18 protein-coding genes are annotated in these 22,154 nt (G+C 51.2%); 7 read left to right on the top strand and 11 right to left on the bottom strand.

The annotated features are described in order from the left end of the window. Positions 1-128: 128 nt before the first annotated feature. The 3 genes from F0L74_RS21275 to F0L74_RS21265 form a co-directional block, all read right to left on the bottom strand. Entirely contained in the window at positions 129-1,841 is a 1,713-nt protein-coding gene (locus F0L74_RS21275; protein ID WP_149839929.1) for a cellulase family glycosylhydrolase, read from the bottom strand. Positions 1,842-1,947: 106 nt separating this feature from the next. Beyond that, positions 1,948-3,420, bottom strand: a complete 1,473-nt coding sequence (locus tag F0L74_RS21270; RefSeq protein WP_149839928.1) for a polysaccharide lyase 6 family protein — start codon at positions 3,418-3,420, stop codon at positions 1,948-1,950. Positions 3,421-3,788: 368 nt separating this feature from the next. Continuing rightward, on the bottom strand, positions 3,789-4,316 hold the full coding sequence (locus tag F0L74_RS21265) for a YdeI/OmpD-associated family protein (RefSeq protein WP_149839927.1): 528 nt from the start codon (positions 4,314-4,316) through the stop codon (positions 3,789-3,791). Positions 4,317-4,376: 60 nt separating this feature from the next. Here F0L74_RS21265 and F0L74_RS21260 point away from each other — a divergent pair, with 60 nt between their 5' ends. After that, a complete protein-coding gene (locus F0L74_RS21260; RefSeq protein ID WP_213087046.1) occupies positions 4,377-5,366 on the top strand; it encodes a GlxA family transcriptional regulator in 990 nt (329 codons plus the stop codon). A gap of 18 nt (positions 5,367-5,384) precedes the next feature. Further along, positions 5,385-5,978 (top strand): cysteine hydrolase family protein, encoded by a 594-nt coding sequence (locus F0L74_RS21255; protein WP_149839926.1) that lies wholly within the window; start codon positions 5,385-5,387, stop codon positions 5,976-5,978. Here F0L74_RS21255 and F0L74_RS21250 read toward each other — a convergent pair. From F0L74_RS21250 to F0L74_RS21240, 3 genes are read right to left on the bottom strand one after another with little or no spacing between them, the layout of a single operon-like run. After that, complete coding sequence (locus F0L74_RS21250) at positions 5,962-6,978, bottom strand: class 1 isoprenoid biosynthesis enzyme (RefSeq protein WP_149839925.1); 1,017 nt, start codon at positions 6,976-6,978, stop codon at positions 5,962-5,964. The genes F0L74_RS21255 and F0L74_RS21250 overlap by 17 nt on opposite strands. 14 nt (positions 6,979-6,992) lie before the next feature. Beyond that, a complete protein-coding gene (locus F0L74_RS21245; RefSeq protein ID WP_149839924.1) occupies positions 6,993-8,375 on the bottom strand; it encodes an aminopeptidase P family protein in 1,383 nt (460 codons plus the stop codon). A gap of 53 nt (positions 8,376-8,428) precedes the next feature. Beyond that, entirely contained in the window at positions 8,429-9,913 is a 1,485-nt protein-coding gene (locus tag F0L74_RS21240) for a right-handed parallel beta-helix repeat-containing protein (RefSeq protein ID WP_149839923.1), read from the bottom strand. Positions 9,914-10,045: 132 nt separating this feature from the next. On the opposite strand from F0L74_RS21240, the gene F0L74_RS21235 reads away from it, so the two are divergent. The 5 genes from F0L74_RS21235 (at position 10,046) to F0L74_RS21215 (ending at position 15,379) form a co-directional block, all read left to right on the top strand. Continuing rightward, positions 10,046-10,276 carry a DUF3820 family protein gene (locus F0L74_RS21235; RefSeq protein WP_149839922.1) on the top strand — a complete coding sequence of 77 codons (231 nt, stop codon included), beginning with the start codon at positions 10,046-10,048 and terminating at the stop codon, positions 10,274-10,276. A 77-nt stretch (positions 10,277-10,353) separates the two neighbouring features. After that, entirely contained in the window at positions 10,354-11,286 is a 933-nt protein-coding gene (locus F0L74_RS21230) for an SMP-30/gluconolactonase/LRE family protein (RefSeq protein WP_213087045.1), read from the top strand. Between the two features lie 84 nt (positions 11,287-11,370). After that, entirely contained in the window at positions 11,371-12,444 is a 1,074-nt protein-coding gene (locus F0L74_RS21225) for a Gfo/Idh/MocA family protein (protein ID WP_149839920.1), read from the top strand. A 101-nt stretch (positions 12,445-12,545) separates the two neighbouring features. After that, positions 12,546-13,733, top strand: a complete 1,188-nt coding sequence (locus tag F0L74_RS21220) for a dipeptidase (protein WP_246197784.1) — start codon at positions 12,546-12,548, stop codon at positions 13,731-13,733. An 8-nt stretch (positions 13,734-13,741) separates the two neighbouring features. Continuing rightward, entirely contained in the window at positions 13,742-15,379 is a 1,638-nt protein-coding gene (locus F0L74_RS21215) for an N-acyl-D-amino-acid deacylase family protein (RefSeq protein WP_149839918.1), read from the top strand. A gap of 94 nt (positions 15,380-15,473) precedes the next feature. Here F0L74_RS21215 and F0L74_RS21210 read toward each other — a convergent pair whose 3' ends face one another. The 5 genes from F0L74_RS21210 to F0L74_RS21190 form a co-directional block, all read right to left on the bottom strand. Then, complete coding sequence (locus tag F0L74_RS21210) at positions 15,474-16,298, bottom strand: M57 family metalloprotease (protein ID WP_149839917.1); 825 nt, start codon at positions 16,296-16,298, stop codon at positions 15,474-15,476. A gap of 382 nt (positions 16,299-16,680) precedes the next feature. Further along, on the bottom strand, positions 16,681-17,871 hold the full coding sequence (locus F0L74_RS21205) for a threonine synthase (protein ID WP_149839916.1): 1,191 nt from the start codon (positions 17,869-17,871) through the stop codon (positions 16,681-16,683). 163 nt (positions 17,872-18,034) lie between these two features. Then, positions 18,035-18,940 carry a LysR substrate-binding domain-containing protein gene (locus F0L74_RS21200; RefSeq protein WP_149839915.1) on the bottom strand — a complete coding sequence of 302 codons (906 nt, stop codon included), beginning with the start codon at positions 18,938-18,940 and terminating at the stop codon, positions 18,035-18,037. Between the two features lie 123 nt (positions 18,941-19,063). Continuing rightward, on the bottom strand, positions 19,064-19,711 hold the full coding sequence (locus F0L74_RS21195; RefSeq protein WP_149839914.1) for a hypothetical protein: 648 nt from the start codon (positions 19,709-19,711) through the stop codon (positions 19,064-19,066). 84 nt (positions 19,712-19,795) lie between these two features. After that, complete coding sequence (locus F0L74_RS21190) at positions 19,796-22,024, bottom strand: TonB-dependent receptor (RefSeq protein ID WP_149839913.1); 2,229 nt, start codon at positions 22,022-22,024, stop codon at positions 19,796-19,798. Between the last annotated feature and the right edge of the window lie 130 nt (positions 22,025-22,154).

The raw sequence follows: 22,154 nt of genomic DNA, 5'->3' as shown, positions 1-22,154 counted from the left end.
TTCAGTCCAATGAAGGCCCCGGCTGGCGGACTAGCAGAACGCCGGCCGCCTTCTTTTCCCTCATTAAAAAAGAAAGGTGTCTCAGTTCGCGTTGAGACACCTTCTTTTATTTGAGGAAAGTCAGGACGTTATTGCTTCGATAATTTTTTCGTGGTAACCTTTCCGTTAGTGATCACTTTCAGCAGGTATGTACCCGGAGGTATATTGCCCGCTTGCAGGGATTTGTTATGCTGGCCGGCTGGCAGGCGCTCGTTAACCTGCGGCGTTACTGCTTTGCCATTCATATCAAAAATACCCAGCGTAGTAAAGCTCGCTTCTTTTAACGTAAAGTTGACACTTATATTGCCCCGGAAGGGGTTAGGATACGTCTTTATTTCCAGCGGCTGCGCGCTTGTTTTAGCCGCGCCCGTGAAATCCGCAGTTTTGGCGGCCAGGCTGGTGGTGGTACGGATACGTACTTCCGTATAGCTGTTCCAGGTACTTACGGAGTTGCCGCGGCCAATGATACGCACATATTTAGCCGTACGGCCGGTAAAGCTAAAGGTTTGCAGGGCATTGGAAGTACCGTTGCTGTGCAGGTTGGTGGCGGCATTGGCAAAATTGCTGCCATCGGTGCTGGTCTGTACATCAAAGGTGGCGGTACGGGTATTGCCCTGGTAAAAAGCAATATCCACGCCGGTAACAGTAGCGCTGCTGTTCAGGCAGAACTGGATCCACTGGCCATTGCCATCGGCAGACCAGCGGGTATTATAGTCGTTGTCCTGTACATTGGACGGCACGTTACCATCATCTGTGCTGGCGCTTACCGGTACGCAGGGTGGGGGCGTGGTGCCGCCCGGAAAATCATCCGCCGGGTTCAGCATACGCTCTCGGATCCAGGCGCCGGCGGGTTTCAGACGGGCAGTGGTCCAGGGGCCGTTGGAACAGGTGCCGGTGGTCCACACGGCGCCGCTGCGGAAATCATCAGAGTAGTTCCAGTTGGTCCAGCTGATCTTTTTAGTACGCAGCAGGTCAATATACCGCTGGGACATGGTAAAGTCATTCGGGCCATCGCCGGTGTACTCCTGGGTGCCAAACTCGGTTACAAACACCGGCAGGCGGTCAGAAGCCCAGTTCAGCTCATTGTAATATTCATTCTGATGCGAGGCCGCATAAAAATGGAAAGTATACATGATGTTGGGGAACGTGACCGGGTTGTTCACGATATCCTGCGCCGTACGGCCGTCAGAGATCCCAAAGGATGACCAGCCATGGGTGCCGATCAGGATCACCGCATCCGGGTCAATGGCGCGGATCACCGGGATGATCTGGTCTGCATAGGACTTAATGGTGTTCCAGCTTACGCCATTAGGCTCATTACAGATGTCGTAAATAATGTTGTTCTTGTTCTTGTGCTGGTTGGCAATAGCCGTAAAGAACGTTTTGGCGCGGGCCAGGTTGTAATTGGGATCGCCCGGATCCAGCTGATGCCAGTCTACCAGGGCGTACATGCCGCGCTCCGTGGCTTCTTCTACCAGGGTGTTCACCTGCGCCGTATAACCGGAAGGGTTGGTCTCATAACCGCCTTCCTGCACATACAGGGAAATACGCAGAATGTCCGCGCCCCAGTCATTGGCCAGCGCATTCAGCGAGTTTTCCGTTAAACAGCTGCCCCAGCCATACCATTGTATGCCATGGGTGCTCATGCCGCGCAACTGGATAGGGTTGCCGGACTGGTTACATAGTTTGGTGCCTATCACCCGTAACTGTCCGTTGCGGGCTACAGGCGTTTGGGAAAAGACATTGCGCGATGCGCACAGCATAAAGCTGAACAGTAAGAATAGGGTGTTGATCTTTCGCATATGGTTTAGGTTTGATAGAAACGATGCTATATATAGGTTAGTAACATGCGATGTTCAATAGCGGAAGGCGCAACCGGCCGGCCGGTTGCCCTTCCTTAGTTATTTATTACTGCGCAGCAGGACCGCCCAGGTAGGCCGGGCCTACATCCGCAGCCGTTAAAGGCCGGTTGGCAGCTGCGCCGGTCACATATTCATCACAACCGGTATCTTTTTTACTGGTACGGGTTTGGCCATCAAGATCCTTTTCCATCTTTATATCCACTGGCAGGCCATCAATGGTGCGCACCTTGCCCCATCCGGCCACGCCGGCGTCAATAGCAGGGGAGGCGGAGCTGAGGCGCCAGCTGGCGGCTTCCAGCAGCGGATCCGCTACATAAATGCCATCCGGTTTGTTAATACCCAATGGGCCCTGCGTCATGTTGGCGATCCAGGTCTCATCACCGGTAATGCCGGCAATCAGGGTATTATTGGCGTCTTTGATGATGTTGTTAGCCACCACCACATGCAGGGGCGATAGCGGGCGGGTGCCCTGGTTCAGATGCAGCGCGCTGCCGCTGGTAAAATCAATAATGGTATTGTATACGATCACGCAGCTGTCTACCTGTGCGTTAAAACGTACTTCGCCGGCGGAATAGCTTTCTCCCTTTTGCAGCACGATCACCGCGCCACCGGTGCTGTTGGCCGCATCCAGGTTATAGAAAAAGTTATTGACGATATAGTTCTTAGAGCCTATCACGCGGATACCGCCGGTGCCGGATACGCCTTCTCCCAGGAAGAAATTGCCATACACTATATTGCGGTCGCCATGGCGGAAACAGAACTGTCCCTTGGAGCGCCGGAAGGTATTATAACGGTAAAGGTTCTCGCAGGATTTGTTGGAGATGATCTCATTCTCGCCATCGCATTCTTCAAACAGGTTGTATTCAAAGATCGTACGGGAGATATTGTCCATCTGGCCGCTGTATCCCACGCGCACAGTTTCCCCGCCGTTGCCGCCCAGCAGGGGCCTATGTGCAAAATGGTTATGATCCACCAGGTGATAGTCCGCCGTTTTATCGCGTACTTCTATCTGCATGGTGGGATCAATGGTATTTTTACCTTCAAAACGGCAATGGTCTACCCGGCATTTAAAACCATCCAGCACGATCCATTTTTTGCCAGCGTTATAATTGATCATAGCGCATTGGGTTACCCGGTTATTACTGCCTTTGATGGTCAGGATATTGGCGTCTATATTGCCATTGGTCCATTGCAGCCCGCTCACTACCAGGTAGCTGCCGGTGATGGTCATGGTAGAAGCGCCGATGATAGTGACTGATCCTGCTGTTTCTGCCCGCAGGGTGATAGGGTTGGCGGCGGTGCCCGTAGAGCTGAAGTTAATGGTCACATTATTCCAGGTACCGTTCTTGAGGATGATGTTGTCTCCCGGCTGTGCTGCGCCAATGGCGGTATTCAGCTGGGCGGTGGTAGTGACAAACCGGTCAGTGGCATACAGGGCTGGCTGCATAGTACAGTGCAGCAGCAGGAGCAGGCAAAGGCGTAACAGCACCCTTCCCGCCCCGGTGGTGGAATGGATCATACATAAAAATTATAGGTGAATAATTGGTACGCACCGGTTTGTGATACCGTTGCTACGTATATACGGTACTGGTATATACGCCCGTGATGACGTGTCTGTACAGTAGGTTTTTCATGGTTATTATTGGTTTCAAGGCCAGGTTAAACGATGGTATGGTACACTACACGATGGGTGCGGATGACGGCGCACGATCATTGTATGATGTAAGGCGGAGATACGGCATGGTAAGGTTTTCATTGTTAAGCTGACGTGTTTTATCTCTTCTATCTGGTGCTATAGGTGTTCACCATTACCGTACGGTATGAAGATATGCAATCGTTTGCAACTAGACAACAATTTAGGGGATTTTTTATGTGAAGGCAGGGATCCTACCACTCCATCAGATCATCTTTCTGCGCTTTCTGCGCGCGGATCATCTCGGGATAGTTCTGCCCTTTACCCAGCGCCACCATTGTTTGCGCCAGGCGTTTCGCTTTAGTCGATTCCGTCTTCGCGCTCTCTATCCACTTCATAAAATAGTTCCGGTGAGACATGGTCAGTTTATTAAAGAATGCCAGCGCTTCGGGATCATCCGCCAGGCATTCCATCAGCTCCGGGCTGCTTACAGCATTGGGGTTCGTATCCTCTTCCAGCTGCAGCTGCAACGTAGCGCCCTTGCGTTTGCCAATGGCTTTACGCATATCCGCATTCAGCGGGATCATAAAATCGCCGCCGCCCATGGGCAACATCGCCACAGCGGTAATAGGATGTTTATCCAGTTTGCCTTTTACCCGGAAAGACTTTTTGTTATTAGGCTTTATCTGCTGCGCAATATCTACCGGCACTATTACATAGGTCCAGCCGGTTTTATCGCCGTTTTGACCAAAGGTTAATATGGTGGTGGAGAACTTAACCATGACGCGCTAATGTACGAATTATTGCCTCCTTTTCTCCCCATGGCCCAAAATGTCGGGTATTTGTCCTTTCCCACTAATACCAACCCCCTTACCTTTGTACAGAACACAGATCATATGGGCCATCACACACAAATTGTCTTTTTCATCCCCCCGGGCGTACACATGCTCGATCTGTCGGGCCCTATACAGACCTTTTTCGAAGCAGCCCGCCTGGGTGGTAATTACAAGCTGTTATATTGCGCCTTTCAACCTGATATAGATGATGCCTCCGGCCTGCACTTCGCCAGGCTGGAGCATTATTCCCAATTATCCCTGCAAGCAGGGGATTATCTTTTTATACCCGGCTTTGACAAACGCCTGCTGCCGGATAAACGGCACCAGCAGCAATGGGATGATTTTTACGCCTGGCTGCGGCAACAGCATGAGCTAGGGGTGAACCTCTGCTCCGTCTGCATCGGCTCCTTTGTGCTGGGCAGGGCCGGTTTGCTCAACGGCCGCAAATGCACCACCCACTGGAGCATGCTCAAAGAGTTCAGGAAAGAGTTGCGTAATACAGAGGTGCTGGATGATCAGTTGTTTGTAAAGGATGACAACATCTACACGAGCGCGGGTATCAGCGCCGGCATAGATCTGGCCTTGTTTATACTCGAAGAGAATCATGATGCGCTGTTTGTACATAAGATCGCGCGGGAGCTGGTGGTATATTTCCGCCGCAGCGGACAGCATACCCAGGAAAGCGTATACCTCAACTACCGCAACCATCTGCACCAGGGTATTCACCAGTTGCAGGACTGGCTGATTGAGCACCTGGCCACCAAAAGCACGATAGAGGAGATGGCGCAGGTAGTGAATATGAGCAGCCGTAACCTTACCCGCACCTTTAAACAGCAAACGGGCATCAGCGTACATGAGTATATAACCCTGCTGCGGGTAGAACGGGCGCGTACTTTACAGCACACGCCAGGTATCACCATGGATGCCATTGCCGCCCAATGCGGATTTGAGAACGTGCGGCAGCTTCAGCGGATAAGGAAGGCGCATTTATTTTAACATGCTAAAACCCAATATATGCAAGATGTACTCCAGGGCCGTCCGGCCTTACTGCTGATCGATATCCAGCAGGGATTTGATGAAAAGGAATATTATGGCGGAGAGCGTAATAACCCGCAGGCAGAACAACGCGCGCAGGAATTGCTGGCTTACTGGCGGCAGCACCAGCTGCCCCTATTCCATATCCAGTATAGCTCTTTAAATGCGCTGTCGCCGTTAAGACCGCAGCATACCGGTTTTGCCTTTAAAAAAGAAGTAGCGCCCCTGCCGGGAGAGCCGGTATTAGTGAGAAGTGTGAACAGCGCCTTTATCAATACGGATCTGCAGGCCCGTCTCGAAGAACAAAAAATAGATACCGTAATAGTCATCGGGTTTAGCACAGAACATTGTGTATCCACTACCACACGTATGGCGGGCAACCTGGGTTATCACACCTTCATCATCTCCGATGCAACAGCCGCCTTCAATAAAACAGGCGTAAACGGGCAGCGTTTTGACGCAGAGCTGGTGCACCAGCTCACCCTGGCTACTTTACAGGATGAATTTGCCACCGTGTTAACTACAGCGGAATTGCTGCACCGTATGGCGGCGCCCGTTACTGCCGGTAATTGACCAGGTCACGTACTTGTTTTACCCACCTTAATTTCTGACGGAAAGAATCCATATCGCATACCAATGCCTGCCGGCTCAGGGTAGCCAGTTCCGCCGTGCTTTGCACATCGCGGGTAACGGCTTTTAACTGCTCCATGGCAATACAACCCATACCGTGTAAAGCGTGGATGGTGATGGCGTACGCGGCTTTGGCGGATTGCATAACAGGCAGGTCGCGCAGCGTATGGTTAAACTTCGCCACATCGGCCATAAAATGTTGTTGCAGCTTATCAAAATTCCGGTACAGGTTAGGGATGGTGTATACGCCGCCCTGTACATCCTTGTACACGTCAAACGCATCGTTGGTAAGCTGTAACAGCCCGGCCATGGGATAAAGCATTTCCAGCATGGTGGGCGTAGGGTAGTGGTCCAGTATAGAGTAGGCTAAGAGTACGGAGTAATAACTTTTTTTGTAGGTGATCTCGTATAGCTCCGCTTCGTCAATATCCGGCGAAAGCTGTTTCAGGGAAGCCTTCTGCCAGATGAACACATCGTGCAGGTGTTTGATCACCCGTTGCCGGTCAGGCGATTCCTGCAGCACCTGCACATACACGGTTTTTACTACGTGTTCCTTAAAGCTGGCAGGCGTATGTTGCTCCGGTTCCAGGGTAAAGGCGGCTATCTGTTCATAGTGCAGGATCTGGTCATCAAACAGATCGTCATACAATGGCCCAAAGATGCTAAGCAGCAGGATACGGCGCTGTTCCGCATCGCTGAGGGTACGGCCGGTAAGTTCATAAAGACTGTTGCAGATCACGTTCAGTGATAACTGCCAGTATTTATTGATCCGTTTAATGGTACCGGTACTGAGTGTTCCGTCTGGGCCGGCGCTTAGTGATGCCAGTATGGGTGGCAGCTGTTCATTAAAATAGCGCTCCTGTTTTTTAAGGCGCCACTGCAGGCCGCCCAGGCGCCGGATGGTGGTAAATAACCCTATGTTTGTAGGCTTTTCTATGGTCATTTCAGTTAGTCGGTCTATCGCAGCGCTTCTATAGCAGACGCGGTTTTGTACAGCGGTTTACCCAGTAAACGGCTGCCGCTATCCGTGATCAGGAAATCTTCTTCTATGCGGATGCCGCCAAAATCGCGGAACGCATCCACCTTATCGTAATTAATGAAGTCCGTATGTACTTTGGAAGCTTTCCAGCTATCTATCAGCTCCGGTATAAAATATAATCCCGGTTCTATTGTCAGCACAAAGCCCGGTTCCAGGGCACGCCCCAGGCGCAGGGATTTAAGGCCAAATTCGGTGCTCTTCTGCAGCGTTTCCGTATAGCCTACATATTGTTCGCCCAGGTCTTCCATATCATGTACATCCAGGCCCATCATATGACCCAGGCCGCACTGGAAGAACAGGGTATGTGCGCCTTCGGCTACGGCGGCTTTTACATCGCCTTTCATCAGCCCCAGGTCCTTGAGCCCTTCTGCCAGCTTTTCGCAGGCCAGCAGGTGCACATCCCGGAACAGGATACCGGGGCGTAGCGCATCAATGGCTGCTTGTTGTGCGGCGGCTACAATATCGTACACCATCCGTTGCCGGGTGCTAAAACTGCCATTCACCGGAAAGGTGCGGGTCAGGTCGCCGGCATAATGCATATTCGTTTCTGCGCCACAGTCGCACAGCACCATCTGCCCATCCTGTAATACCGTATCCTGGTAGTGGTTATGTAATACATGCCCGTTCACCGTAAGGATGATAGGGAAAGAAAGATTGCCGCCGGCGCTGATGGCTACCCCGTTTAAACGGCCGGCCAGCTGGGATTCCGTCATGCCTTCCTGTGCGTGGCGGATGGCCTCCAGCTGCATATCTACAGTAATGCCAATTGCCTTTTCGATCTCCGCGATCTCTTCCGGCGCTTTTATGGCCCGTTGTGCTATCACCGCTTTGATCAGCGGTACAGAGGCGCGGCTTTTTAAAGTATGGTAGGGGATAGTAAGCCAGTCGGCAAGTTTTTGCGCGTTATCAGCCCGGTAGGGTGGCAGGAAATGGATGGTTTGCCCGGCAGCCAGCGCCTTCTTTAGCAGGCTTTCTAAGGCTGCCCAGGGCTGGGTAGTTGCAACGCCTGCTTTTGCGGCCTGCTCCCGGATGGTTTCCTTAGGCCCCGTCCAGATAATATCGTCCATGGTCAGCTCATCGCCAAACACAATTTCCCGGTCATTATCAAGATCTATCACCGCCGCCAGCGAGGGCCTGTCAATACCAAAGAAATACAGGAAGGAGCTGTCCTGCCGGAAATGGTACAGGTTGTCCTTGTAGTTCATACTGCTTTCCTCGTTGCCTAACAATAAAATAAGGCCCTGGTTAACAGTGGCCTTTAGTTGGCTTCTTCTGGCTGAATAGATTTCCTGCTTAAACATAATAGCGGTGAAACTAAGAAAAATCCGGGAGATGCACTCCCGGATTTTCCTGCTTATTGGAGCTCGTCGGCCCCTTTGTCTGTAAAGTTCACGACACGGGGTTGACCATCAATGTCTAGCGTACCAGAATAGCTGAACGACCCTGTATTTTTTGCCGGGGAGTTAGGTTGCAGGTGCAGATCCTCTGCGCCGGCCACGGTACTAACCAGCAGGGGGTCTATGCCCTCCGTGGAGCTTATCTCCTGCACACCGCTGGCCAGTTTCCAGTTGGCCAGTGTGTTGCTGATGGCGCCGTTCCTTCGCCATTGTTGGACGCCGATGGTATAGTAGGCATTATTGCCTGTATTTGAAATGGTGCCACCGGGATTCAGGTCAAAGAAAATACCAGCCGGCCGCGCGTAGATAATATTGTTGCGTATGTAGTTCTGCCTGGCATTGCTCCATACCGTCAGTTCCGCATCACTACCTGCCGCGCCGTTAAAGAGTAGGGTATTATTCACCACAAAATTGTTACTCATGATGCTATTGACGCCGGCACTGGGGTGGCCCAGTGATATGCCGCTACGGCTGCAGTTATGCACGAAATTGTTGCGGATATAACTCTGTTGCGTGAACCAGTTAGGGTTTACGCTGGTGAGCACTATGCCCTGGTCCGTATCAGATATCCGGTTCCGGTCTATGATCATATCCAGGCCATTGCTGATGAAGATGCCCGTGGCGTCCGTACCATGCAGGTTGTAAATGGTATTTCCGGTAAAATCTCCATGGTTTACAGGAGAAAAGGAACCGTTCGTTGCAAAATCGCCGGTAGCGCTAATACCGGTGCCAACACCGTTATAGATGGTGTTGTTGGTAATAGAGAACGAGGTGATGAAACCATTCAGCACCAGGTTGCCGCCGGTTCCGGTAGCACAGTCATGGATCGTGTTGCCGTCAATCTCCATCCAGATGGCTTCCTCTTCCGTATCCACCAGGATGGCATAACTGCTGCCGCCTGCATTGTCTATATCATGCAGGTGATTGTTAGTAAGATGGATGTAATCACTGCCATGCATGATCAGGATCCCCACCGGCGTGCCGCTGCTGGCGCTCAACCCGGTGATCTCCAGTCCGTTGATGTTAATGTACGCCGCGCTGTCCAGGGTAATAAGCCCTTCGGTGCCGCTTACGCTTAATCCCTGGCCGCTGATCACGGGCGTTTCGCCCGGGTAGGCAGTAAGGGTGATGGGGTTGGCTTTGGCGCCGTTCACCGGGAAATGCACTTTTTCGTTATAAGTGCCGCCCCGTACCTGCACTACATCGCCCGGCGCTACTACCGTAAGCGCTTTGTTGATGGTAAGGAAAGGCGCGCCCAGGCTGCCATCATTGGCGTCACTGCCTGTAGTGGCTACATAATAGGTTACGCCCGCCAACGCCAGTTGGCCGGTCCCATTCTTTTCACGCGGATCATTAACAGCTGTTGCAGGGGACAATTGGGTTTTGTAACAAGACATGAGGGTAACGCTGCACAGTAGTGCCAGCACAAAATGGATCTTCATAATGCTACTACATTTTGATTTGGGTAAGGGAATTGGGTTTAATTAATGAATAAGGCCTCAAATATGTACTCAGGATGCATAGATACGGTAATTTCCATAAATTACTCGTTTATTTCTATAAATTTGACCCCTATGGAATCAGCACAGCCTAACCCGGAACTGTTACAACAGTTAGTGACCATGAAGATGCCCTTTGGCAAGTATAAAGATACCGTGCTTTGCGACCTGCCCGTATCCTACCTGGAATGGTTTCCGCGTAAAGGCGGTTTCCCCAAAGGCAAACTGGGTATGCTGCTGGAAACATTGTACGTGATCAAGACCAACGGGCTCGCATACTTGTTGGAGCCGCTTAAGAAGAGATAACAAATTCCCGTATGAGGCGCTATTATATTTTCCACGTTATTACAGTATTGCTTTTCAGTGCATGCAAACAACCCGGTATGAAAACAATAGGAACCATTGAACAGGCAGACAGCAGCCTGCTTTCCATCATCAGCAAAGACGCTAAGGTAGAAGTGATCGCAGAAGGATTCGACTGGTCCGAAGGGCCTTTATGGATCCCTGGCGCTAATATGCTGCTGTTCTCAGACATTCCGCAGAATAAGATCTGTAAATGGACGGAGGCCGGCGGACTGGAAACCTATCTCACACCCTCCGGCTATACCGGGGCCAAACCCCGTGGGGGAGAGCTGGGCTCCAATGCCCTTATCCTGGATAAGCAAGGCAGACTGGTGATGTGCCAGCATGGCGACCGCCGCATGGCCCGTATGGATGCCCCGCTGGACCATCCCGCATCCCGGTTCGTATCGCTGGCGGATAACTATGACGGCAAAAAATTCAACAGTCCCAATGATGCGGTATTCCGCAGCAACGGCGATCTGTTCTTTACCGATCCGCCTTATGGCATGGAGCAGCAGGAGAAAGACCCTGCCCGCGAGCTGCCGTTCCACGGCGTATTTAAAGTGAGTACAGACGGTAAGGTAACCCTGCTTACGGATACCCTTACACGCCCCAACGGACTGGCCTTTACGCCAGATGAGAAAACGCTGATCGTGGCCAATTCAGACCCCAACAAAGCCGTATGGTACATGTTTGATATAGCGGAGAACGATTCCCTGGTGAACCCGCGTTTGCTGCGCGATGTGACCGAAGAAGCCAAAACAGAGACCGGCCTGCCGGATGGGTTTAAAATAGACCGCCAGGGCAATATTTTCGCAACAGGCCCGGGCGGCGTATGGATCTTTAACAGCGGCGGCAAACTCCTGGGTAAGATCAAAGCGCCGGTAGCTACCTCCAACTGCGCCCTGGCAGAAGATGATAAAGTGCTGTATATCACCGCGGATAACTATGTGCTCAGGGTAAAGATGCGTTAGCCCATACTCATTAATTTAATAGTATGCCCCGCATACTTTTACTTTATACTTTGTAAGCAGAATTTTTACATTAAAACTGATCTGATGAAGCGCTGCCGTTTATTATTAATCGTACTCTTGTTCCATTTTGCCGCTACGGCACAGCAGGTATCCCTGCAGGTGGCCCTGGCCGGTTTGAACCATGACCATGTGCACCTGATCCTGTCCCGCTACAGGAAGGGCGAAGTAAAGATCATCGGCATTGCCGAAAATGACGCCCAGCTGATAGCCCGCATGAAGAAACGGTATAACCTGCCGGATAATATCTTCTACAACGATGTGCCCTCCATGCTGCAAAAGATAAAACCAGACGCTGTATTGGCTTATAATGCCATTGTGGACCACCTGGCCGTAGTAGAAGCCTGCGCGCCTAAAGGCATCCCCGTAATGGTAGAGAAACCGCTGGCCGTATCCGTACAGCAGGCGCAGCGTATTGAGGCGCTATCCAAACAATACCATGTGCCTGTGCTCACCAATTACGAAACAACCTGGTACAATACCAACCAGCAGGTGAACGAGATGGTGAATGATCAGCAGGCCATTGGCCCTATCCGTAAAATGATCGTACACGACGGCCACCAGGGCCCTAAAGAAATAGGCTGTAGCCCGGATTTCCTGAAATGGCTTACAGATCCCGCAAAGAACGGCGCCGGTGCGCTGGTGGATTTTGGCTGTTATGGCGCTAACCTCATGACTTGGCTCATGCACGGTAAAGCCCCCATAGCGGTTATGGCCATTACCCACCAGATAAAACCGGATGTTTATCCCAAGGTAGACGATGACGCTACCATCCTGCTGGAATACCCGGAGGCTACCGGTATCATAGAAGCGTCCTGGAACTGGCCCTATAGCATTAAGGACATGGAAGTATTTGGAAAGACCGGTTACCTGCATGCCCTGAATATGAATGATATGACGGGCCGCCAGAAGGATAGCACCTATACCGTACCGGTAAAGACCGCCAAATACCAGGATAACCTCACTTACCTGGAAGATGTGTTAAAGAAGGGCTATAAACCCGGCAACGACCTCTCTTCCCTGGAGAATAACCTGATCGTGGTAAGGATCCTGGAAGCTGCCCGCAAGTCCGCTAAAGAAGGTAAGAAGATCGCATTATAAAACTGACCACTCCTGTAAAAACCGCATAAACATTATGTTTTATGCGGTTTTTTGTTTTATTTAAGGGACATATTGACAACCAAATCTAACGCTTGATGTTGATGACCCATTATAAGCGCCTGGCCCTATGTGGCGGCGTTTGCTTATTTTCTGTATTAACGGTGGCCGCTCAGTCTTATGAGAAATTACATTACAAGGCCGTACTGGTGGATACGCATAACGATGTGTTATCCAGCGCTACCATGAAAGGGCTGGATATAGGGCAGGACCTCAGCGGCCGTACGCATTCAGACCTGGCCCGTTTTCGCAAAGGCGGCGTAGATGTGCAGATGTTCTCCATCTTCTGCGATGAGCGTTTTGGTAAGGATACCGCGTTTAAATTTGCCAACATAGAAATAGATTCCCTGTATGCCATCGCTGCCCGCCATCCCAATGAAATGGCCATGGTTTTTACGCCGGCCGCATTAAAGAAAGCCGTTAAACAACATAAACTGGCTGCCATGATCGGCGTGGAAGGCGGGCATATGATAGAGGAGAGTATGGATAAGCTGGATAGCCTTTACAAACGCGGCGCGCGTTATTTGACGCTTACCTGGAACAACTCCACTTCCTGGGCCAGTTCCGCAAAAGATGAAACACAAGCCAACCTTCCGCATAAAGGCCTTAATGATTTTGGCAAACAGCTGGTACAGCATATGAATGCATTGGGTATGATGGTAGATCTTTCCCATGTAGGTGAACAGACCTTCTGGGATGCGATCCATATTACCACCAAACCTGTGCTCGTATCACATAGCTGCGCGTACCATATCTGCCCCGTATTCCGTAACCTGAAAGATGACCAGATCCGCGCCGTGGGGCAGAACGGCGGCGTAATACAGGTAAACTTCTACTCCGGTTTCCTCGATAGCAGTTACTTCCGTAAAATGAACAATTTCCTGGCCGTCCATAAGCAGGAAGCAGACGCCATGAAAAGCGCCGGCAAAGCGGAATACGAGATCATGGAAACCCTTTCCGCCAAATATGCTGCGGAAGTACAGGATTTGCGCGCGCCACTAAGTTTGCTGATAGATCATATTGATTATATCGTCCAACTCGCCGGTGTGGATCATGTAGGATTAGGCTCAGACTTTGACGGCATAGACTCCGCGCCCAGGGAGCTGAACGGCGTGCAGGATTATCCCCTGGTCACCAAAGCGCTGCTGGAACGGGGTTACTCAAAAAAAGACGTACGAAAGATCTTAGGCGGCAACTTCATCCGCGTATTTACTGCAAACAGCAAAAAATAGTACAACGTATGATCAAACGCTTGAAAAATAAGACACCAGGAAAAGGAGCCATAGCACTGACTATTGGCATACAGCTGTTATTCACCGCCGCCGCATTTGCACAGCAAAGCTGCGATGTGCTGATCCGCAATGGCCGGATCGTAGACGGTACCGGTAACTCCTGGTTTTATGGGGATGTGGCCGTAAAGGATGGTAAGATCCTGGCCGTAGGCAAATTGTCCGGCTACACCGCTGCCAAAGAGATCGATGCAAAAAAGATGATCGTAGCCCCCGGTTTTATTGATGTGCACGGGCATGTGGAGTCCGGCATTTTTGACCGCCCTACGGCGGATAATTATATCTATGATGGCGTTACCACCATCGTTACCGGTAACTGCGGCAGCTCTGCCCGTGATCTGCAGCAGTTCTTCAGCCGCCTGGATAGCCTGCATCCCGGTATGAACATCGCTTCCCTGATAGGGCATAATACAGTGCGTGAGCAGGTCATGCACCGGGACAACCGCGCGCCCACGCCCGCGGAACAGCAGCAGATGGAAGCCCTGGTGGCCAAAGCCATGGAAGATGGCGCGGTAGGCTTCTCCACAGGCCTCATCTATATTCCCGGCGCATTCTCCAAAACAGATGAAGTAGTAGGCCTGGCAAAGGCCTCCGCTAAATATAACGGCGTATACGCTTCGCATATCCGCAATGAAGAGAACACCGTGGTAGATGCCGTAAATGAAGCCATCAGTATTGGCAAAGCGGCTAATATGCCCGTAGAGATCTCGCATTTTAAGGTAAGCGGCAAAGCCAACTGGGGCCGCTCGCACGAAACATTGAACCTGGTCACACAAGCCCGTAAAGAAGGTTGGGATGTAACCATTGACCAGTATCCTTATACCGCCAGCAGCACCAACCTGGGCGTACGTTTGCCAGACTGGGCCCTGGCCGGCGGACAGGACTCCGTAAACGCCCGCCTGCACAATCCCGCTATCCGTGCACAGATCAAAAAGGAAATGCTGGAGCAGCTGCATGATTATAAATACAAGAATTACAGCTATTGCGTAGTGGCTAACTACTCCGCAGACAGCACCTACAACGGCAAAAGCATCACCGATATCAACAAACTGATGGGCCGCAAAAGCAATGCAAAGAACGAAGCGGAGACCATCATGGATATGATCGAAAAAGGCGGCGCGCAGATGGTCTATCATGGCATGGATGAAAAGGATGTGCGCTACATTATGGAATATCCTTTCTGTATGGTAGGCGCAGACGCCGGCGTGCCTACGCCCGGCAAAGGTATGCCCCATCCGCGTGCCTACGGCAGCAATGCCCGTATCCTGGGCAGATATGTACGGGAGGCGCAGCTAATCCCGCTGGAAGAAGCCATCCGCCGTATGACCTCCCTGGCCGCCCAGAAATTCCAGCTAAAGGACAGGGGCCTGCTGCGCGAAGGCATGGCCGCAGATATCGTGATCTTCGATGAACAACAGATCATCGACAAAGCCACTTTTGATGTACCGCACCAGTACTCCACCGGTTTTCAGTATGTGCTGGTGAATGGCCAGCTCGAGCTGGAGAATGGACAGCATACGGGGGTAAGAAGCGGTATGCCCTTGTATGGGCCGGCAAAGAAAATGCCTGTCGCCCATGCTGGTTTTTAACAACGTTATTAAATGATACAAAAAGAGGCAAGGTACATCACCTTGCCTCTCTTCATTATATCATCTGCGTGCAGTAGTGCTAACCGCCAACCGCTTAATACAAATAATTCAGCGCTATCACATCATTGGCATTAAAAGTACGGTTGCCGCCATTAGAGCAGGCCAGCATCCAGGAGGCCTGGTCCGGACCGGTAGGCGTGCCTGGAATATGCACAGCACCTATATTGCTGGCGCCTTCATTACCCGCGCCGGCAGGGCCGCAGCTAAAGGAACGGTCCATATAGTCCGTATGCCGGAAACCAATGCAATGCCCCACTTCGTGCTGTATCACAGAGGCTACATATAACACATCCGGGTTGGAGCCATAAGCGTCCGGGTGCGTATTCATAGACACCGTTTTATACGGGCTGCCATTTTTGGTGGGGAACCCGGAGGAGCCAAGGGTAATAAACCCGCCGCTGGGGCCCTGGTAAAAGCCCTGGATGGTAATATCCGCCTTGCGGCCTGTGGTCCGCTGGAACTGGATGCGCAGGTTCAGCGCATTATAGCGCCGGATAGCTTCGTCTGTGCCTTGTACATAAGCGTCCGGCAGGCCGGTTACCCGTACGGTAATAGTGCGTGGGAGGGAAGTAACAAGATTGTTGGTGCGGTACTGCTCCGTTTCCGCAATCCGTAAATTAGGCGTAGCCGGCGTGCTGGCCAGGTCTTCTTCGCTCAGCAGGATATCGCCTTCTACCAGGTAGCCGCCTTCTACCTTGCGGGCATCCGCTACATTAAAGCCCAGTGCGCTGATACGGCTCAGCGCGTCTTGTGAAACAGTAGCAGGCGTTTGATTGCTGGATTGATCTTTCTGACAGGAAACAAAGAGGGCCCCGGTTAACAGGCAGGCCGCCAGGAGTGTGCTGACTTTTTTGCTCATGGATAATCAATTTTGGTTAATTATTATGGTAAATGGTTAAACTACAGGCTAACATAGCAACATAGCAATACAATAACGTGGCGCCCAATGGGCGTAGTGGCATAACAGTCTTGGTAAATAATGATATTTCAGATTTGCTGTGCTATCGTGCTTCGGTTCGCGTTTAGATTTTGTGTATTGATAATCAATTTACATTATTTTTTGCATACAGAAAAAATTGTCCAAAAAAAACAAACAGCCGCGTTTCCACGGCTGTTGAGTGATCCCTTTTATTGTTCAACTGTCCTATCCGAAATAATAAAAGCGGCTTATCTAAAAATGGCCGGTAGCCGAAAAGCGGCCGCCGGGGATGATAAGTAATGCTTAAAGATAAAAGACGCTTTCAGACCGGTATCTGCAGGTTCTCCAGGTATTTGTACCCGGAGCCGGTGTTGAGCAGCAGGATGTTCTCATCATGCAATATCAACCCCTCTTCCAGCAGTTTCGGCAAGGCAGCTACCAGGGCGGCGCCTTCCGGCGCAGCCAGCATACCCTCTTTACGGGCCAGCAGCTGCATATATTTTTTGAGATCATCTTCAGTGATCGCCAGGCTATGACCATGGGACTGTTTCAACACGTCCATGATCAGCGGCTCCGCAAACGGGCGGGGCACCGCCAGGCCATTGGCAATAGAAGGCTGACCGTTATACTTCTTCGCATTAGGCTGTATGCCTTGCCAGCTGGCTACTATCGGCTGACAATTAGCCGCCTGTACAGCAATGAGCCGGGGCATCTTATCAGGGATCCAGCCCAGGGCCAGCATTTCCTGGAACGCTTTCCACAAACCTATCAGGCCGGTGCCGCCACCGGTTGGATACAGGATCACATCCGGCAGGTTCCAATGCAGCTGTTCCGCTATTTCATAGCCCATGGTCTTTTTGCCTTCCAGGCGGTAGGGTTCCTTAAAAGTGGACACATCAAAGGAGCCGCGTTCCTCGCGGATCTTAGCCGCTACCGCTGCGCAATCATTGATAAGACCATCTACCAGGATCACTTCTGCGCCGTACATCCAGCACTCTTCCTTAAAGATCTTAGGCGTATGCCTTGGCATGACCACTACCGCATCTATACCGGCAGCAGCGCAATAAGCCGCCATAGCGCCGCCCGCATTACCAGCCGTGGGCACAATACAGCTCTCTACGCCAAACTCTTTTGCTTTGGAGATAGCCGCGCTTAAACCACGGGCCTTAAAGGAACCGGTGGGGTTCAGCGACTCATCCTTCCAGTATAACCTGTCAAACCCCAGCATTTGAGGTATGCGGTATAAGGTCTGTAAGGGCGTCATGCCTTCGCCAAGGGTAACGATATTATTCACATCGAAAACCGGCAGCATTTCCAGGTAACGCCACATATTATCAGAGTGCGCAGGCAGCACCTCCTTTGAAAGCGGGAATACATCAGAAGAATCATAAGCAGCCACTAAGGGCGCGTTGCAACATACAGAAGTCTGGTGCAATTTATGCGGGTCGTGATATTGGCCGCAGTTGCTGCATTCAAGCGATGACAACAGCGACAACGTTTCTATTGTTCTCATAATAAATAATGTGGGAATATTCAGACGGTGTGCAAATATTATCCCGCAAATGGTGCAAGGTAGTTCCGCGGCAATTCGCCTGCACATTTGCTCATAAGCATATCCACACCTCAAATGTAGTCAGAAGTGTTATTCCTAGGTTATACTAAAAAGGCATATACTATTACCTGGGGTTATACTGCTTTTTAGCCAGTTTGATGAAGGTGTTGTTGATCTGGTCATTATTGGTGCCCTGGCGCTGCATAAAAAAGAAGGAGCGTTGGATCCTTAACCCCGGAATATCAATGCGTACCAGCTCGCCGGTGCTGATCAGATGCTCTACGGAGCGCTGCGGCAAAAATCCCAGGCAGGTATCGCTCATCAGGAAGTTCTTTAGGGCCTCCGTGCCGCCCAGGATGATCCGGTTATTAATGTCCTGTATAGAGATGTTAAAAGGGGCCAGCGCCTCCGCCACTGCGGCCAGGGTGCCGCTGCCGCGTTCCCGCAGGGCCACGGGAATGTTCTTCAGCTCTTCTACTGTTACCCGCTTTTTCTTGGCCAGCGGGCTTTTATGATGACAAACCGGTATTACTTCGTCCTTCATAAAGAACTTGTACTGCACGGTGGTGTGTTTGTTCCGGCTCTCGGTAATACCCAGGTCTATTTCCTGCTCCAGCAGGGCGCGCAGGATGTTCTCAGAATTACTGTTCAGCAGCCGCAGCTGGATATGGGGATATTGCTGGTGAAAACTGGATAGGATGCCTGGTATCACATACAGGGCCACCGTAGTGCTGGCGCCTACCACCAGCGATCCTTTAGCCTGCTGCCGCCCATACAGGCTGCTGAGGTTGAACTGCATATTACGTTGCAGCTCCTTGGCCTGCTTTAGGTGATCAAAAAGGATCTTACCGGCGGCGGTTAACTGTACGGTGCTGCCTTTACGCTCAAAGAAGCTCAGGTTAAACTGGTTCTCCAGCAGCCGTATATGTTTGCTCACGGAGGGTTGTGTCATATACAGCACCTCTGCCGCTTTGGAAAAGCTCAGCAGGCGGGCGGTCTCGTAAAAGGCTTCATAGCTCACAGAAAGCATACCGGTAGTTTTGTGGGGGCTAAATTACAAATTTATCGTAAAGGGCCTGCGACAGTACTGCAGGTAGCCAGAAAGGCGCCCCAATAATGGAGCGCCCGTTCTACATCTATCGTAAATAAAACCCTAGCGGTTATATTTCGCTAATATTTCTTCGCTTTCTGCCTTGCCCCAGTGCGGCTGTTCGCCAGTGGCCGTTTGCGCCTGCAGCTTGCTGAGCGCTTCCGTGGCCAGCGTTTTGGCTTTTTCCTTGTCGCCGCCCCACATTTTTGGCGTATAGTATTTTACCCAGGATTGCAGGTACAGCACACGCGGATTCTGCGGGTCCAGTTGCGCGGCCTTATCCAGGTATTGCTGTGAACGGATGCCATATTCCCGGCCATAGGTCATGGGGTTGATGAATACCCGGCTGCGGTATACCATAAATAACACGGCGTATAACTCGGCCTGTTGGTGTTTGTCAGTGCTTCCCTTAAGCAGGGCCTCTGCCTGTTTGCCATAGGTTTCCGCGTCATTGGCAAAAGGTTCTACGCGTTCTCCATCGTCTTCCAGCATAAACCCGATCCTGGCGTTACAGTAAGCTGCATAATAGAAGGGCAGCCAGTTGGTCTTTTGTGTATTAGCGGCCGATGCAAATTTCGTCGCCAGCGCCTGGTAATCTTTTACAGTCTTCGCTTTATCCAGTTGGGCTACCGTTGCTGTCAGCTGGTTATCCTGTGCGTAGACCTGCAGTAACATAACTACCGCGGTCAGCATTAAAAACATTTTTTTCATGATAATAAGAATTATAAATAATGAATGATGAAATAAAGTATGGTGTAGTTTATCCGTGAGGACCTCCATCGACGGCGTTGTTGCCTACAGGTTATCATTGATAAAATCTTCTGTCCTGTCTATCCCAAAGCTCATAAACACGCCCAGGTAAAAACTCCGTGCAGCGGTGGGTATCACCGGTATTTTATTCATGCCGTTATAGCTGTATTGATAGTTGAAGATCTGCCGCGTGCCCAGTATATTATTCACGCCAAAACCAATACCGCCAAAACCCGGATGTTTCCATTTGCCCTTGAAGAGATTAAACAGGTAAGCGCCGCTAAGATTAATATTATGATAAGCCCGCGTAGTGCCATGGTCAAACACCTGTGTATGCTCATTCCCTTGCGGGGAGCGGATATCATAATAGGGGCGGCCGGTGGCAAAATTGTAGACCAGGTTTACGTTCAGGTTAATATTCTCAAAGTAGCGCTTCACGGCTACGGAAGCGGTATGCGGAGTGGCATAATATGGTTGCAGCGCATATGGGTAATTCAGGTAATCGCGTTTGGTATCCAGGTAAGTATAACTGATCCAGTAGTCCAGGTTTTTGATGCTGCGCTTATCCCGCCAGAACAACTCAATACCTTTGGCGTCGCCGCTGCCGTTGCTGTTTACAAAGGGTATGGTTTTAGGTAATTCTGCGTAGCGTTTGTAGTAAGCTTCCAAACGTAGCAAGCGGTTACCGGCTTTTTTAGTATAATTCACCAGGTAATGCGTAGCCTTTGAAAACCGCAGATCACGTTGCTGATACAGGAACTGGTTTTCCGGTTTCTGATAGAAGATGCCATAAGCCAGGTTCAACTGCCCGCCATCCCCGAACCGGTAGGCCAGGCTGGCCCTAGGCGCAACGGTAGATTTTTTTAGCAGGGTAGAATGCTCTCCGCGAACGCCCACCCGGGCCATCAGGTTATTGGCCAGGTAAATATCGCCTTCCACAAAACCGGCGGTTAGCTGATCCGTGAGCGGGTATAAGCTATCTCCGCTGTGGTACCGGTCTTCCGCATAAAAATGCTCTGCGCCGATATGTAAGGCCTGGTTCCGGGAGAACAGCCGGGATAACACTACGCGTCCCTGTGCAAAATTGGTAGTGGTGTTCATATCCCGGTTCTTCCAGGCATAGGGCGCGCCCGCCAGGTATACCGGTTGATGGGCGCCATCCTGTAATTGCAGCCCTATCTTATCCTGGTTATAGCTGTAGGCCGCGCCGGCCTGTAGCTTCCAGTCCTTGCCCAGCATCTCACGGTAGCTGATATTGGTGTATACATTGCTGCTGTTCAGCTTAAATGCGCTTTTCAGCGCCATACTGTCTACATCCGGATTGCGCAGTCCTATATTGCTCAAACTGGCGTTCACATAGATCTTAAGCATACCGGTCTTGCTGGTTTTTACCCGGTAATTGGCTTCCGCATTCCCGTATTCAGGTCCCAGGAAATAATCCGGCCTTTGTTTTACGATGCTGTTATAAGCTGCCTGGTTGCCATAGTTTACATTCAGGCCATAGCTGCTTTGTTTGTTATTAGCTAGCTTCTGAAACCCTAATCCGCTGCTGGTAGGGAACAGGTGCAGGCTGGCAGACGATTCGTCCGGCAGGTCCATGGTCTCCAGTATCAGCGCGCTGCTCATAGCCTGGCCATATTGGGCAGAGTAGCCCCCGGTGCTGAACAGCACACCCTTAAACAGGAAAGGGTTGATCCGAGCCGGCTGCAGCACGCCCGGCACGCTGCTGTAGTTGGGATTCTTTAACAGGGTGCCATCTACAAATTGTTTGGCTTCTTCGCTGGTGCCGCCTCTTACAAACAGGCCTTCCCGCTCGCCCACCTGTTGTGCGCCCGGCAGGGAACGCAGGGAGTTGGCTATATCGCCGCCATTACCGGCTACGGTCATGGCGTCCATGGGTGTAAGAGAAGCGCCTTTAGCTTTATCGCTGGCTTCAAATGCGCCCGCAGAGATTACCACCTCGCCCAGGGTTTGATGGTTGGCCGGCAGGATAATATCCACCGTAATACCGCTATCCGCGATAAGGATGTCCTGTTCCTGTTTTTTATACCCAATGGAGCTGGCCCGCAGTACTTGTTTACCGGTTAGCTTGGTAGTAAAATGGAAATGCCCGCTGCTGTCTGTAGTGGCCCCGGCCGTAGCGCCTTTGATGCTTACGCTGGCGCCGGCAATGGCCAGCCCCTGTTGGCTGCTTACCTGCCCGGAAATGGATATCTGGGCGGTAGCGCTAAGGCAAAGGCTCCAGATGCTTAATAACAGTACGATCGGTTTCATATGGCGTATGTTTTATACACACAAAACTAGCGGGCCTGCCAAGGCGGTTGGGGCGGAATATAGCTATGGGGGAGTTGTGGAGACAAAAAGGAGAATTGTTGCGATATGGAATTGTGGTGGCGTTGCATCT

The sequence above is a fragment of the Chitinophaga agrisoli genome (assembly GCF_008386695.1).
In the GTDB taxonomy this organism is placed as follows: Bacteria; Bacteroidota; Bacteroidia; order Chitinophagales; family Chitinophagaceae; genus Chitinophaga; species Chitinophaga agrisoli.
The sequence above is the reverse complement of the archived record's forward strand: the minus strand, read 5'-3'. Positions and strand labels throughout refer to the sequence as shown.